At 71.6% G+C, this 15986-nt stretch carries 10 protein-coding genes; all 10 read left to right on the plus strand.

The window, feature by feature from the left end; genetic code table 11:
• Positions 1 to 18: 18 nt before the first annotated feature.
• The 10 genes from EXE58_RS15600 (at position 19) to EXE58_RS15645 (ending at position 15978) form a co-directional block, all read left to right on the plus strand.
• Entirely contained in the window at positions 19 to 2535 is a 2517-nt protein-coding gene (locus EXE58_RS15600; protein WP_135268726.1) for a putative baseplate assembly protein, read from the plus strand.
• Complete coding sequence (locus EXE58_RS15605; RefSeq protein ID WP_135268727.1) at positions 2532 to 4613, plus strand: hypothetical protein; 2082 nt, start codon at positions 2532 to 2534, stop codon at positions 4611 to 4613. The genes EXE58_RS15600 and EXE58_RS15605 overlap by 4 nt, the downstream gene beginning before the upstream one ends.
• Positions 4614 to 4628: 15 nt before the next feature.
• Positions 4629 to 7667: a DUF6519 domain-containing protein gene (locus tag EXE58_RS15610; RefSeq protein WP_135268728.1), complete on the plus strand. Its 3039-nt coding sequence runs from the start codon at positions 4629 to 4631 to the stop codon at positions 7665 to 7667.
• Between the two features lie 132 nt (positions 7668 to 7799).
• On the plus strand, positions 7800 to 8177 hold the full coding sequence (locus EXE58_RS15615; protein ID WP_135268729.1) for a response regulator: 378 nt from the start codon (positions 7800 to 7802) through the stop codon (positions 8175 to 8177).
• Positions 8178 to 8184: 7 nt separating this feature from the next.
• Positions 8185 to 9840 (plus strand): ATP-binding protein, encoded by a 1656-nt coding sequence (locus tag EXE58_RS20135; protein WP_244242251.1) that lies wholly within the window; start codon positions 8185 to 8187, stop codon positions 9838 to 9840.
• A gap of 14 nt (positions 9841 to 9854) precedes the next feature.
• On the plus strand, positions 9855 to 11591 hold the full coding sequence (locus tag EXE58_RS15625) for a S8 family serine peptidase (RefSeq protein WP_167288938.1): 1737 nt from the start codon (positions 9855 to 9857) through the stop codon (positions 11589 to 11591).
• A 24-nt stretch (positions 11592 to 11615) separates the two neighbouring features.
• Positions 11616 to 13916 carry a PAS domain-containing sensor histidine kinase gene (locus EXE58_RS15630; RefSeq protein ID WP_135268732.1) on the plus strand — a complete coding sequence of 767 codons (2301 nt, stop codon included), beginning with the start codon at positions 11616 to 11618 and terminating at the stop codon, positions 13914 to 13916.
• Positions 13917 to 14043: 127 nt separating this feature from the next.
• Positions 14044 to 14664, plus strand: a complete 621-nt coding sequence (locus EXE58_RS15635) for a response regulator (RefSeq protein WP_167288940.1) — start codon at positions 14044 to 14046, stop codon at positions 14662 to 14664.
• A gap of 31 nt (positions 14665 to 14695) precedes the next feature.
• Complete coding sequence (locus EXE58_RS15640; RefSeq protein WP_135268734.1) at positions 14696 to 14872, plus strand: DUF1059 domain-containing protein; 177 nt, start codon at positions 14696 to 14698, stop codon at positions 14870 to 14872.
• Positions 14869 to 15978, plus strand: a complete 1110-nt coding sequence (locus tag EXE58_RS15645) for an EAL domain-containing protein (RefSeq protein WP_167288942.1) — start codon at positions 14869 to 14871, stop codon at positions 15976 to 15978. Before EXE58_RS15640 ends, EXE58_RS15645 begins: the two co-directional genes overlap by 4 nt.
• Positions 15979 to 15986 lie beyond the last annotated feature (8 nt).

The raw sequence follows: 15986 nt of genomic DNA on the forward strand, positions 1-15986 counted from the left end.
GAGAGGAGCGGGGTGAGTGTGAACGGATGCGATGGTGACTGCGGCGACTGCACGGAGGCGTGCGGTTGCGGGGCAGGAGCGCCCGCGACGCCGGAGCGGGTCCTGAACGCGCCCGGGCTGACCGCTGTCGACTACAGGGTCGCCCGGCACGGCTCCGCGAAGGCGGCGATCCTGCGCGGGATGTCCGACCACGAGCTACCGGCGCTCGCAGGTCTGGGGGCCCGCGACGACGCCGACCTGACGGTCGCCCTGGCCGACGGCTTCGCAGCGATGGTCGACGTGATCACGTTCTACACCGAGCGCTACGTCCAGGAGCACTACCTCCGCACCGCGACCGAGCGGCTGTCAGTGGTCGAGCTCTCCCGGCTCATCGGCTACCGCCCCGGCCCCGGCGTCGCCGCGGACGCGTGGCTCGCGTTCACCGTCGACGAGCCGGTCACCGTTCCGCACGTCCCGCTGGAACCGGTCCGGGTGCCTGTCGGGACGCAGGTGCAGAGCGTGCCCGGGCAGGAGGAGGCCCCGGTGACCTTCGAGACAGTCACCGAGATCATCGCCACCGCCGGTGGCAACGCCCTGGCCCCGGTCAGCACCAGCTGGCCGACGTCGTTGTCGGGACGCACCTCCGTCCACCTGGCCGGTGTCGGACACCGGGTGCAGCGCGGCGACGTGCTCCTCGTCGTCGGCCCGCAGCGGATCGCCTCCAGCACGAGCTCGGAGTGGGCGGCGCCCACCGTGGCGGAGGTGTCCGAGGACCCGGTGGCGGGTCGTACGCGGGTGGACCTGTCATCCGCTCTCCCTGCTCTGCCCGTCGCCGGGACCGAGCTGCACGTCCTCCGCCTCCGCGCGCCCCTCTTCGGTCACAACGCCCCGGACCCCCGGCTGCTCGCCATCCCTTCGGACGTGCGCGATGCGCTCTACGACAGCACGACGGGGGAGTGGAAGAGCTTCGAGCTCAGCCTGACCGACCTCGACCTGGACCAGCCCTACCCCCAGGTCGTGAAGGGCGGCTGGGCGCTCCTCGTCCAGGGCGCCCTCCAGCACCTGGCCAAGATCGACGGCGTCACCCACCCGTCCCTGAGCGCCTTCGGCGTGAGCGGCAAGGTCACTCGCCTCTCCCTCGACCTCGACCTCCCAGCTGGCCACAAGTTCACCAGGCGCGATGGGGTCGTGCTGACCCAGAGCGACCGCGTCTTCCTCACCTCCGACCCGACGACCACCGCGCTGTCCGGTTCCGAGCTGCAGCTCGTCGGTGAGGTGCCGCTCAGCGCGGGGCAGCCCCTGGCCGTCCGCGGCCAGCTCCACGGTGCCCTCCCCGGGACCCCCGAGCACTCGGAGGTGGTGCTGGTCGACGACTCACCGGACGCGGTGCAGCTGTCGGCCGCACCCGACGGGCTGCCCGTGACGACGGTGCGGCTCGCCGAGCCGCTCCTCCGTCACTACGACAGGGCCCGCACACGGGTCAACGCGAACGTCGCCCCGGCCACCGAGGGAGCCAGCGTCGGGCAGGTCCTGGGAAGCGGCGACGCCCGGGTGCCCGGCCAGTCTTTCGCACTCCAGCACAAGCCGCTGACGTGGCTCGCCACCGACGCCGGCCTCGAGGCTGCCCTGGAGGTGCGCGTCGACGACGTGCTCTGGGCTCGCCGGGACACGCTGTTCGGAGCCGCGCCGGGTGATCGCGTCCACGTGCTGGAGACCGCCGACGACGGCACCACCGTGGTCAGGTTCGGCGACGGAGCGGAGGGAGCCCGGCTGCCGACCGGTCAGGCAAACGTGCGTGTGCGGCACCGCACCGGCCTGGGGGCTGGCGGCAACGTGCGCACCGGTCAGCTCACCACCCTGCTGTCGAGGCCACTGGGGATCGCGGCGGTCGACAACCCGACGCCCGGCACTGGGGGAGAGGACCCCGAGCCCCGCGACGACGCGCGGCGCAACGCTCCCGCGACCGTGCGCACCCTCGACCGTGTCGTGTCGTTGCTCGACGCCGAGGACTTCGCACGCGCCCAGCCGGGCGTGGCCAAGGTGTCCGCCGGGTGGGTGCCGCACGGCCCGGCCCGTGGGCTCGTGCTGACGCTGGCCGGCCCCGGCGGAGCCGTGGTCGACCCGTCGGTGCCGACCCACGGCCGGGTGCTGAAGGCGCTGCGCGACCACGGGGACGAGCGACTTGTCGTGCACCTGCTCAGCCATCGGCCGGTGCCCCTGGAGGTCCGGCTCAAGGTCCTGCCGGAGCCGGGCAGGCTGGCTGACCTGGTCCTGGCGGACGTACGACGCCTGCTGCTGGCCGAGTTCGCCTTCGACACGCGCGAGCTCGGGCAACCCACCAGCCTGGGTGAGGTGGTCGAGGCGGTGCACCGGGCAGCCGGCGTCGTCGCCGTCGACATCGACGTGCTGCGCCGACCTGATGCCCCCGGCTCGACCACCGTCCAACCGCGCGTGCCGGCACATCGCGGTGGGCTCGACACCGCAGGAAACGGTGTGCTCGGGGCAGAGCTCCTGCTCCTCTCCGACGCCGGCCTCACCGTGGAGGTGATGGCGTGACGACCACCGGTGAGTCCCTGCTCGCTCTCCTGCCGGCCATCCACCGGATCCGTGACGAGGAGCTGGCCAGTCGCCTGCCCGAGCAGCTCACCCCGGGCGAGCAGACCGAGCTGCTGGCGCTGGAGGCGCTCGGCGGTGCTGCCGACGAGAAGGACAGCCTGCGCCGCGAGGTGCTGCGGGCCAAGCTGCGTCGTGGACCGCTGGGTGCCTTCCTCTCCCTCGTCGGCGAGCAGGTCGCGGTCCTCGAGGAGAGCTTGGAGCAGCTCTACGAGGACCTGTTCCTGGAGACCGCGGCACCGTGGGTGCTGCCGTACCTGGGAGACCTCATCGGCTACCGGCTGCTGCACCCGGCGGAGTCCGGCGAAGGGGTGGCCTGGGACCGGCGCGCCGAGATCGGCCACACCATCGCCTTCCGGCGACGCAAGGGCACCGCCTCGATGCTGGAACAGCTCGCCCGCGACGTCACCGGTCATCCCGGGGCAGCCGTGGCGGAGCTGTTCACCAGGCTGGTCACCACGCAGTCGCTCAACCACGTACGACCCTCCGCGGCGATCACCCCCGACCTGCGCCGCGGTTCCGCAGTCGACCGGGTCGGCACGGCCTTCGAGGCGTCACCGCGCACCCTGGACGTCCGCGCGGTCGAGTCCGGAGCCGCCCGTCCCGCGATCTCCAACATCGCTGCCTTCGTGTGGCGACTGCACGCGCTTCGCCTCGAGCGGACCCCCGCAGTCCGTGACTCGGGCTCGACCACCCGGCTGCGCTTCCACCCCCTCGGCATCGACTGCCAGCTCGTCCAGCGACCCGAGCGGGAGGAGGAGATCAGCCACCTGGCCGGGCCTCGCAACGTTCCCGGGCCGATCACGCGGCGTCGGCTCCTCGACGACCTGCCCCACCTCTACGGTCCCGAGCGCAGCCTGGCGGTGTGGCTCGACGGGGTGCTCGTGCCGGTCGGCGACGTGGTGGCCCTCAACCTGGCGACCTCGGGGAGCGGCTGGATGCGCACCCCGCCTGCAGGCAAGGTCGGCATCGACCCGGAGCTGGGCCGACTCGTCGTACCGGCCGCTGTCCCGGTGACCGTGATGTTCCACCGCGCGGGGGTCAACGGCGCCTTCGGCGGGGAGTACGCCCGCGCGCACACGTTCCCCGAGTCGGGTTCCACGCGGTTGCGAGTGCCGCAGGACCACACCACCGTCCAGGCCGCTCTCGCCGCCCTCGGCGGATCGGGGACCGTCGAGATCACCGACTCCGGGCGTTACGAGGGGAGCCTCACCGTCTCCGCGGCCGCTGGATCCCGGGTCTCGCTCCGGGCAGCCGACGGACGCCGCCCCACCTTGGTCCTCACGGGGCCGATGACGGTGCAGGGCGGAGCAGGTGCCGAGGTGGAGCTCAACGGGCTCCAGGTCGTCGGCCACCCGGTCGTGGTGCCGGCCACCGCCTCCCTGGCGCGTCTCTCCGTGCGTCACTGCACCCTGGTCCCCGGCGGTCCGCTCACGCCGGAAGGTGCACCCACGAAGCCGGGAGGGCTCGGGGTGGACGTGCAGCGCGACGCCACCCGGCTCGTGGTCGAGCGCAGCATCACCGGGGCCATCAAGGCCATGGAGCGCACCCGCGTCGACGTGCTCGACTCCGTCGTCGACGCGGGCGACATCACGCGCCTCGCGATCGGGCCCTGCGGCGCGCTCTCGGTGCGGTCGAGCACCGTCGTCGGCCGCACCACCCCCCAACAGCTCGAGGTGTCGGACTCCCTGCTCCTGGGCCAGGTGTCGGTGGCCGACCGTCAGTCCGGTTGCGCGAGGTTCAGCTACCTGCCTCCCGGCTCTCGGAGCCCGCGGCGCTACCGGTGCGCGCCGGTGGAGCCCGGCGACGTCCCGCAGTTCACCTCGCTCTCCTTCGCCGCGCCCGGCTACGCCCGGCTCGCCGACAGCGTCGCCGACGCCATCCGGCGGGGCTCGGAGGACGAGTCCGAGATGGGCGTGCACCGGCGGCTGCAGGAGCCGCAGCGGGAGGCCGACCTGCGCACCCGGTTCGACGAGTACCTCCGACTCGGCCTGCGTGCCGGAGTCGTCCACGAGTCCTAGTACAAGGAGCTGACCATGAACGGTGACTACTCCCGCTGGAGCCACGACGCCCGCAAGGACGACGCCGCCGTGCTGCTGCAACAGGGCAGGCTCCTCACCGACGACGACTGGAACACCGCCGCGGCGGTCGCGAAGCGGCGGACCCAGGTGGGCACGCTCGACGTCGTCGGGCGTTCAGGTGTGCCCTCGGAGACACCCGATGGCTTCAAGGTGACCCTCGCCGGGACGAGCCTGACCATCGGGCCGGGGCGGGCGTACGTCGACGGGATCCTGGCCGAGAACCACGGCGGTACGCCGCAGTCCTGGCAGCACCCCTTGGCCGAGCTCGCCGGCACCGGGTCGGTGGCCTACTCCTCGCAGCCGCACCTGCCGCAACCTCCGCCACTGCCCACGGCCGGTCGCTACCTCGTCTACCTCAAGGTGTGGCGCCGGGAGGTGACGTCGGTGGACGACCCCTCACTGGTCGAGCCGGCGCTCGGCGTGGACACCACTACCCGGCACCGGACGGTCTGGCAGGTCAAGACCGTGCCGGTGCCGACCGGCTACGTGCCGGGCGCACCCTTCCTGACCCAGCCGTGGTTCACCAGCGTGGAGGCACCCGCGACCTCCCGCCTCACCGTGGGCACCGCGACCGCGGACACCGACCCCGATCCGTGCCTGATCGCCCCCACGGGCGGTTACACCGGTGTCGAGAACCAGCTCTACCGGGTGCAGGTGCACCGCCCCGGGCCGGCGGGCACCGCGACGTTCACCTGGTCGCGCGACAACGCCACGGTGGCGGCGCGCGTCGTGTCGGTGGGTGGCGCACTGGATCGGGTCGTGGTCGACCGGCTCGGGCACGACCGGGTGCTCTCCTTCCACGAGGGGGAGTGGGTCGAGCTGTTGGACGAGGCTCGGGAGCTGGCGGGCACCCCCGGCGTCCTTCGCCGGATCAAGACCCCGGGCGGCATCGACACCGACACCGGGACGATCGTGTTCGAGTCCCCGTTGGTCGCGACCGACTTCGCCCTGGACTCCCAGGGCAGGCCGGTGGCTGGGAGCAACCTGCGGGTACGACGCTGGGACCAGGGCGGCACCCTCCTCGACGAGGGTGGCAACGCAGTGGTCGACCCTGCGCTGGCCACCGGCTCGATCACCATCCCCGGACCAGGCACCAAGCTGGTCCTCGAGCACGGCATCACCGTCGGCTTCAGCTCCGACGCCGTCGGCGGTGTCTTCCGGACTGGCGACCACTGGCTGGTCCCGGCGCGGACTGCAGACCCCACCGGCCACGTCGCCACCGCCCAGCCTGCCCTGGGGGTGCACGCCCACTACGCAGGGCTCGCGGTCGTCGACGGCGGCACCGTGGTCGACGTACGGCCGGTGTTCCCACCACTGAGCGGGATGGAGAGCCTGTTCTACGTCGCGGGCGACGGGCAGGAGGTCACTCCCGACACGCTCGCGCCGGCACCGGTCCCGCTGCCGGTCGCGCCCCGGGTGGGCGTCTCCCGCGGACCGATCCCGGTCTCCGGTCGGTCAGTCCGCTTCACCCTCGTGGGGTCAGGGTCCGGAACCGTGAACGGGGGGAGCGGGCCGGTCACGGTCGCGACGACGGCCGATGGCACGGCGGCGGTCCAGTGGGCGGTCGACCCCTTCGTGCTGCAGACCCTGGAGGCGCGCCTGCTGGACTGGGGCGGCAACGCTGTCGGCCTGCCGGTCCGGTTCAGCGCGCGCACCCGGCTCGCGTCGAAGGTGGCCTACCAGCCGGGCGCGTGCAGTGACCTGTCCGGCGTGGCGACGGTGCAGGAGGCGCTCGACACGCTCTGCCTGCGCGGAGGTGGGTCGGAGACGGCCGAGTGCTGCGCCACCGTGGGTGAGGGGGGCGACTACGCCACGCTCGAGGAGGCGTTGCGCGACCTTGCGGAGCGACGCGAGGGGATCGCCTGCGTGTGCCTCCTGCCGGGGGAGCACCGGTGGGACGGCTCCGAGATCGACTACCTGCGGCGCCTGGACGTGCACGGGTGTGGTGCCACGCTCCACCTGGCGACCCCGTTGCGACTTCACAAGCTCGAGGTGCTCGAGCTGAGCGACCTCGACCTGGTGGGGGCCGAGGACCTGTCGGACGGGTTGGTGCTCGTGGCCGGCTGCATCCAGGTGACGTTCCACGGGCTGCGGGTGCGCACCGACAGCCCGGAGCTGCCTGTCCTCGTGCACCTCTTCGAGTGCGGCCCGACGCGAATCCGCGACTGCGCGATGCGGGCCTCGCACGTCAAGGGGGAGGAGGACTCCGACCCCTTCACCGGCCCGGTCAAGGCGCTGCTCGAGGCGGCTCGGACGGGCAGTCGGGAGGAGCTCGACCGGCTGGTGGCGAGCAACCGACGCGCGGCTGTCAGTCGGCGTGAGCACGCCGCCGACCAGCTCGTCGCGTTCGACTGGCTGTCGACCTCGCACCGTCCGTCCGCGGAGACGCTGCACCGGATCGCCCGACTCATCCGCGACGGTGCCTCCGCCGAGGAGTTCGAGGAGGTCCTTCCCGAGATCCGCGAGATGGCTGCGGGCGTCGATGCCGTCTCGGGGATCGCGCGCGCGGCGATCGCGCTCGAGCGCATGAGGGGAGCGGTGTGGGTGGTCAGCAACGACCTGGCCGGCGGGATCAGCACCAACGGTGTGGCGTCCCCCGATCGCATCGAGGAGCTGGAGGAGAGGCTGGAGGAGCTGGTCGAGAAGGCGGAGGACCCGCCCTCCGTGGAGACTGGGCCCGCCCGGCTGGACCTGCACCAGAACCGGTTCGCGTGGCTGCTCGACGCAGGGAGCCGGGACGACGGGGACAGGTTCGCCTGGGCGAGCGCCAGGATCGGGGAGAACGTGGTCGACTCCGGACCGGTCGAGCTGGTCGCCGGTCGCGTCAGCGTGTCGGGCAACGACCTCAGCGGCCGGGGCAAGCTCGTCGGCATCCTCCATGCCAACCAGGCGACAGCGACGGCGAACACCGCGTCCGTCACTGGAGGCGCGCTGATCCTGTCGTCACAGCTCCGCGACGCGGCCGCCAACCTGGGGCTCCACGTGCGCCCCTGACGACCCGGTTCCCTGACGCGAGAAAAGTCTCGCGAGAACTCCTCAGGAACGCCTCCGCCCTGCCGATCGGCAACTCGGTGACCTGTATCACCAGCCGCCACGGATGGCGGTAGGCAGCGGAAGGAGACCGCCATGTCAGCCGTACTCGTTGTCGATGACGACGCCGGGGTCAGGGGTTACGTCGGTGACCTCCTGGAGATGAACGGGCACGACGTGCGCTTCGCGATCGACGGTCCGGCGGCCCTCGAGGCCATTCGCACCGAGCGCCCGGACTGCGTCCTGCTCGACGTGATGATGCCCGGCATGAGCGGGCACCAGGTCCTCACCGAGATCCGTCGCACCGACGGTGGCTCGCAGCTCCCCGTGGTCATGGTGACCGCCGCTGCCGGGGACTCCCAGTCGTGGGAGGCCTGGACCGGGGGCGTCGACTTCCTCCTGCCCAAGCCCATCGACTCCGAGCAGCTCCTCCGCGTCCTCGGCTACCTCGCCACCGGGTCGGCCTGTGCCTAGCGTCACCGTGGCGGAGCGTGACCTGTCCGCCACCCCCTTCCCGTCCTCCGACGAGGCGGGACGCCTTCGTGCGCTCGCCCGCTACACGATCCTCGACACCCCTCCCGACGAGGGCTTCGACCAGCTTGCCGACCTGGCTCGCGGGATCGCCGGCACGGACATCGCCGGCATCGCCTTCTTCGGCTCCGACCGGGTGTGGTTCAAGTCCCTGCTCGGTGCCGACCCCGAGGAGCTCTCGGCCGACCAGCTGCTCGGCACGTCAACCGCCGCCCCGACCGGCACCGGTGTACTCGGACGCGCCATCGGGGCCGGCGCCCTGGTGGCGGTGCCGTGCGTCACGAGCGACGGCTACACCCTCGGCTGCCTGTTCGTGGCCGACTCCGACCCCGTCGCCCTGGACGAGCGCACGCGACACTTCCTCCGCTCGCTGGCCGAGCAGGCGGTCCGTCTCCTCGAGCTGCGCCGGACCCTGCTGTCGTACCACACGGTCGTCGACAAGGCGGGCCACGTGGTCTTCCACCTCGACCAGAGCGATCGGCTGGTGTCGCTCACACCCACCTGGAGCCAGCTCAGCGGCTTCGGGGTGGTGCGCTCGCTCGGAGCACGTCTGAGCGACTTCCTCCACACCGAGGACGAAGAGGGCTTCGGCGACTGGCTCGACGAGGTCCGAGGGACCACCACGCCGCCGGTCCTGCAGTGCCGCCTGGCCCGGCTCACCGGCGACGAGGTGATGGTCGAGCTGCTCGCCCGTCCTCTGGTCGACGAGGAGAACAGGGTCCTCGGCGTGGTCGGCGTCATCGCCGACGTGTCCGCTCGCCACGCACGCGAGGTGGAGGCGCAGCACCTGTCCAAGCTCGAGGCCCTCGGGCGGCTCTCGGCCGGACTGGCGCACGAGATCAACACCCCCATCCAGTTCGTCGGGGACAACACGCGGTTCCTCGCCGAGTGCTACGAGACCATGCTCACCCTGGTCTGCTCCTACCGTGACGTCCTGAGCCCTGACGGCAACCCCATGTCGTGGGCCGAGCGACAGGTCGAGATCGACCGCGCCGAAGGCATCGCCGACATCGACTACCTCTCCGAGGAAGTGCCTCTCGCCATCCAGCAGAGCCTCGACGGCGTCGAGCGCGTCGCCTCGCTGGTGCGCGCGATGAAGACCTTCAGCCACCCCGGTTCTCGGGAGCAGTCCCCGGCGAACCTCAACGAGGCGCTCCGCGCGACCGTGACGGTCGCGCAGAACCAGTTCCGCTACTTCGCCGACGTGGAGCTGGACTTCGAGGACCTGCCTCCGGTCGTGTGCAACCTCGGCGACCTGAACCAGGTCTTCCTGAACCTCGTCGTGAACGCCGCCGACGCCATCGAGGAGACCGGGCGTCACGGCAAGATCACGATCGCCACGCGCACGGACGACGACGACGTGGTCGTCTCGGTGAGCGACACCGGTGGCGGGATGCCCGAGCACCTCAAGCTCCAGATCTTCGAGCCGTTCTTCACCACGAAGGAAGTCGGGCGCGGCACCGGACAGGGGCTCGCCCTCGTCCGGGCGATCGTCAACAAGCACGAGGGAACCATCTCGGTGGACTCGCACCAAGGAATCGGCACCACGTTCGAGATCCGACTCCCCATCCAGGGGTGCACGGCACAGGAAGGACCAGCGCGATGACCCGGAGGGGCACCATGACTGACCAGACGGACCGCACGCCATCCCGAGAGGCTGCGCGTCGCGCGCCACGGCGCTGGGTCGGGGGGATCACCGCACTGCTCGTGACCGGGGGCCTGGCTGCCCTGGCTCCGGTTGCCTCGACGGGCCAGCCCGCCGTGGTGGACGGCGGCACCGCGACCGTCGTCGTCACCGGCCCGGGCACCGACGCAACGGCCCACCAGGTGCGGGTCGCCGGGGGAGAGGTCACTGCGGAGCTCGCCCTGGTAGACGGGGTCGTCGCGAAGCTGCCGGCGGGCGCTTCGCTCCCGAGCGGCTACACGGTCGTCCCGGACAGGGCCGTGGCCTTCGCCTCCGAGGAGCCCGGCGAGGTCAAGAAGAGCGCGCTGGTGCGTGAGACCCTCGGACTGGCAGCGACCGGGGACGAGGGTGCCGGCGTGACGGTCGCTCTCGTGGACACCGGTGTGGCCGAGGTCGCAGAGCTGGATGGCCGTCTCGAGCACATCGACGTGACCGGGACCGGACCTGGCGACGGCTTCGGGCACGGGACCTACCTGGCCGGCGTGATCGCGGCAAGCGGCGTCTCCTCGCAGGGGCGCTACCAGGGCGTGGCTCCGCGAGCCAGGATCCTCGACGTCAAGGTCGCCGACGACACCGGCGCCACCAGCCTGATCCTGGTCCTCCAGGGACTGCAGCAGGTGGCCGACACGGCCAAGCAGTACGGCACCTCGGTCGTCAACCTCTCCCTCGTCTCGGACAGCCCCCTGCCCTACCAGGTCGACCCGCTCAACCGAGCACTGCGGACCTTGTGGAACCGAGGACTCACCGTGGTGGTCCCCTCGGGCAACACCGGGCCGGCCGAGGGCACCGTCAACAGCCCGGGAACCGATCCGGGGCTCCTCACCGCGGGTGGCCTCGCCGACGCCTCCACCGCGTCCCGTGCGGACGACAGCGTGACCGCGTTCTCCGGTCGCGGCCCCACCGACCAGGGGGTCAGCAAGCCGGACCTCGTCGCTCCCGGCGCGCACGTCGTCGGCCTGCTCGCCCCTGGCAGCAACATCGACCTGACCTACCCGGACGCCCGCGTCGGTGACGCACACGTCCGCGCCTCCGGGACGTCCGCGTCCGCCGCGGTGACCTCGGGAGCAGTGGCCGGGATCCTCTCCGCGAGCCCGCGCCTGCGGCCCGACCAGGTCAAGTACCTCCTCACAAGGACGGCCTACCAGGACGGCGAGCTCGCCCGCGTGACGGGCGCCGGTGCCGGAGGCCTGGACCTCCGCGCAGCCCTCGAGCTCGCGCGCACCTCGAAGATCCCCCACACGCCGACTTCGACGAGCCCTGTCCCGGGCGGCCCCGGCCGCTGGGTGGCGCTGACCGACGCCTTCGCCCGTGGGGACAAGGCGGCTGCCACGCAGGCGTGGAACCAGCTGAACCCTGCGGCTCGCTCGTGGGCCGCGCGGTCCTGGGCGGCCCTGAACCCTGCGGCTCGCTCATGGGCTGCGCGCTCGTGGGCGGCCACAGCGTGGGGCGATGACCAGACGTCGGGCGAGGAGTGGGCAGCCAGGTCGTGGGCGGCTCGCTCGTGGGCGGGCGACGACTGGGCGGCACGTTCCTGGGCGGGCGACGACTGGGCGGCACGCTCGTGGGCGGGTGACGACTGGGCGGCACGTTCCTGGGCGGGCGACGACTGGGCGGCACGTTCCTGGGCCGGCGACGACTGGGCGGCCCGCTCCTGGGCCCTGGCGTGGAACTGACCCGGAAGCGGTGAGGTGACGACGGTGGCGACGCTCGCTGAGGAGCAGGACCCAGCGCTGCTCGGCGCCGGTCCCGGACCCGGGCCGGCCCCGGAGCCCCAGGTGGGACTCTCGGTGCACCAGGTGGTCGCGGGCACGGTGGGAATCGGCGTCACGGTCCTCCTCCTCACCTTCGCCCTTGGTGACACCCATGCGGGCGCGTTCGAGATCTCGTGGCTCGAGGGTGGATGGCTGCCACTGGTTCTGCTCGTCCTCACGTGCGCTGCCGAGCTCATCGCCGTACGGATGCGGCACGACGGGGACGCGGTCGAGGAGCTGACCCTGCTGGACGGCGTCGTGCTCCTCAACGCGCTGGTGCTGCCGCTCCGGCAGGCCGTCATCGTCACGCTGGCCGGCATCCTCCTCGCCTACGTCGTACGACGCCGGGACGCGCTGAAGGTGCTGTACAACATCGGCGTCTACACGACGGCGTCGTGCGCAGCCGCCTTGCTGGTGCACTGGATCATGCCCCGCGACGGGGTGTTCGACGTCAGGCTCGTCCTCGCCATGATCGTGGCCACGGCTGCCTTCGTGGCGATCAACCTGGTGCACATGGCGGTGCTCCTCGGCGCCATCGCCGGTGCTCGTCCCTGGGACGTCGTACGCGAGGACGCACCGCTGTCGTTCCTCACGATCATCGGGACCGTCGGCGTGACGGGGACGGCCCTGGCCATGTCGGTGGCCACCCCGGTGCTCCTCCCGTGCTCGGTGCTACCCGCAGTCGCCCTGCGCTACGCCTACGGCGCGTCGGTGGAGAAGCAGGAGGAACGGCGACGTTCGGCCCGGGTCCTCGAGTACTCCCAGGTGCTCGCCTCCGGCCCCACCCGGGAACGGGCTGTGTCCGCGTTCCTGCACATGGTGCGGGAGGAGTTCGACGCCGAGGTCTCACTCGTGCGCTTCGACGACGGGAGCGGCGCACAGGTGGACGACTCGGTCCCCGACGCCGGGCCCGTCACCGTCGACTGCGGCCGGCTCGACAGCACTCGGCGCCTCGAGATCGTCGAGGATGCCGACCTGCCGCCGGGCTGGAGCAGCGCGATGACGGCACCGGTGGTGGTCGACGGCCTTCCTGCCGGAACTGTCGTCGTGGCGACCAACGCGAAGAGCCGGCTGCGCGAGCGGGACCTCACGTCCCTCAGCTCCCTGGCGAGCTCGTTCGCGGTGGCTCTGCAGAACGCAGACCACATGGTCCGCCTGGTCGAGGAGACCAGCAAGCTCCGTGCCGTCGTCGACCAGGCCAGCGACGGGATCATGGTGCTGGCCGGTCACGGTGAGATCGAGGTGTGGAGCCCCGCCATGGCCCGCATCACCGGCGTCCCCGCGGGGGAGGCGGTCGGGGCGATGATCCGGGACGTCGTGGTGGTCGAGAACGAGGAGAGCACCAGGGTCGACCCGTTCGCCGAAGGCGCCCGGAGGATGTCCCCGGGGCTCCCGCACTGCGCGGTCGACGCCGAGCTGGTGCGCGCCGACGGGGAGAGGCGGGACACGAGGTTCGCGCACGCCGGAGTCTTCGACGGCGACGTGCTGGTCCGCGACGTGATCATCGTCCGCGACCTGTCCGCCGAGCGCCGGGTGCAACGGATGAAGAACGACTTCATCGCCACCGTCTCGCACGAGCTGAGGACCCCGCTGACCCCGATCAAGGGGTACGCCGGCATGTTGCGGGACCGGGGCGACTCCATGTCCCCGGAGCAGCGCGCGCGTGCCCTGGGCGTGATCGTGGACCGTGCCGACCATCTCGCGAGGCTCGTCGAGGACCTGCTCACAGCCTCGACGATCACGTCCGAGGCGGAGCCGGCTCACTCGCTGTCGACGAGTGAGGCCGACCTGGGCAGCCTCGTTGCAGTGGCGTGCGACGACTTCCCCGAGGCGTCCGGCCGTCTCCACCTCGACAGTCTCGCGACACCCGTGCGCATCGTCTGCGACTCGACGCGGGTGGTGCAGATCGTGAGCAACCTCGTCGCCAACGCCCTCAAGTACTCCGAGGCGGACAGGCCGGTCGATGTCTCCGTCGACACGGTCGGGCGCCTCGGTCGGGTCACGGTAACCGACCGCGGGCAGGGGATCCCCGCCGACCAGCTCGACCTCGTCTTCGACAAGTTCCACCGCGTGGAGGACCCGATGGTGATGTCGACCAGCGGCACCGGGCTGGGGCTCTTCATCGCCCGGCAGCTCGCTCGCGCCATGGGGGGCGAGATCGCCGCGCACTCCACCCTCGGGGTCGGGTCCAGCTTCGTGCTGACGCTCCCACTGGCGGATCCACATGTCGATGGGTCGACCGGATGAGCACGCAGTCACTCCGGCCGAATGTCTCAGGACGCGACCCCGCCGGCCGATGGTGTGGCGAAGGTCTCGACCCGTCTCGCTCCGTCCCTGTCCTGCCAACCCGTCCGATGAACACGAAGGACCGCCAATGACACGCCCCAGCGGCATCGCATCCACGACTCAGTCCACGCTCGCGCGAGTCCTTCTCGTGGACGACGAGCAGGCGATCCTCGACGGGTTGCGTCGACAGCTTCGGACCAAGTTCGACATCACGACGGCTCTCGGCGGCGAAGAGGCGCTGCGCATCATGGGCAGCACCCCGCCGTTCGCAGTCGTCATGTCCGACATGCGCATGCCCCGTATGGACGGAGTCGGGTTCCTGACCGCAGTGCGGGAGAAGTACCCCGACACCGTCCGCCTGCTCCTGACCGGGCAGACGGACATGCAGTCCACGATCGACGCGATCAACCTGGGGCAGATCCACAGGTTCCTGATGAAGCCCTGCCCGGCGAGCGCGATCGAGGCAGTGCTCCGCGACGCGGCCGAGCTGCACCGCAAGACCATCTCGGAGCGTGACCTGGTGAAGGCCGCCCAGGCGGTCGTCAAGGGCAGGGACGACGCAACCGTGACGACCGTGTCCGAGAGCGAGCTCGGCCACGTGGAGGGGCTCCAGGGCCAGGAGTCGACCCAGGCGCCCCGGCACCGGAGCCTCGAGCAGCGCCTGGCCGAGGCCCGAGCCACCGGCTCTCTCAGCGGCCAGGGCCACTGAGACCAACACGTTCCAGAGAGAGGTGCCGAGGATGAAGATGTTCGCCTGTGGAGACGTGGTCCCAGGGTGCGACGCACGGTTCGTGTGCGACAGCGACGACGAGGTGCTGGTCGAGGTGGCGCGTCACGCCGACGTGGTCCACGGCATGCACACGGTGCCCGCGGACGTCGTGGCAGAGGTGCGCTCCCGGATCGTCGAGATGGCGTGACCTCGTCGTCGACGTCCGTCGACGATCCCCACTGGCCGAGTCTCCTCGATGCTGCCGCTCGCGACGTCGGCATCGAGGCGCACTACCAGCCCATCGTCGACCTGACGCGTGGAGTGGTCGTCGGCTACGAGGCGCTGGCCCGGTTCTCCGAGCCGGGCCCACGTGGTCCCGACCAGTGGTTCGCGGCCGCACGCGCAGCCGGTCGCCTGGCCGAGCTCGAGGCTGCGGCCCTGCGGGCGGCGCTGCGGCACCGCGACGCCCTGCCCGTGAACACGTTCCTGACGGTGAACCTCGGCCCTGACGTCCTCACCCACCCGGTGGTGCAGCGGACCTTGGAGGAGGCCGGCCGCCTCGACGGCGTGTTCATCGAGCTCACCGAGCACGCCCCGATCGGCTCCTGGCAGCCGTTGCTGGAGCAGCTCGAACGGCTCAGGGAGGCCGGTGCCCTCATCGCCATGGACGATGCCGGGGCAGGGCATGCAGGCCTGAACACCATGCTGCGACTCCGACCTGACCTCATCAAGCTGGACCGTGACCTCGTGACCGACGTGCACCAGGACGAAGCCAAGCGCGTGCTGCTGGAGATGGTGGGCACCCTGGCCGATCGGCTGGACGCCTGGCTGCTTGCGGAGGGCATCGAGACCTGGGCCGAGACCGAAGTGCTGGCCCGGATGGGGATCCCGCTCGGACAGGGCTACTTCCTGGCTCGACCGGCCCCACCGTGGGCAGGGCTCGACCCGGACACCGCGCTCAAGCTCATGTCGCTGGCGCGGGAGAGCGATGCCTCCAGCCTGCGCTACCTGCTGCAGACCTGCGCCACCGCGTCCGCCGACGACCCCGCCGCCTCGGACAGCCCGGGCCCGGTCGTCGTACTGGACGTGCACAGTCGACCGGTGGCGCTGCGCGACGCGACCGGCGTGACCACCGCACTGTGGGACGACATCAAGGTCAACCTCGACACGCCCATCGCGCAAGCGGCCCGACGTGCCCTCACCCGGACCGACGGGCGGTGGTCGGAGCTCGTGGTCTGCACCGACAACGCCGGGAGGTACGTCGGAGTGGTTCCCATGCCCAGCATCGTGCGCCACCTCGCGGGGGAGGGTTAGTCGTCGGA

This window comes from Nocardioides seonyuensis (assembly GCF_004683965.1).
Taxonomy (GTDB): domain Bacteria; phylum Actinomycetota; class Actinomycetes; order Propionibacteriales; family Nocardioidaceae; genus Nocardioides; species Nocardioides seonyuensis.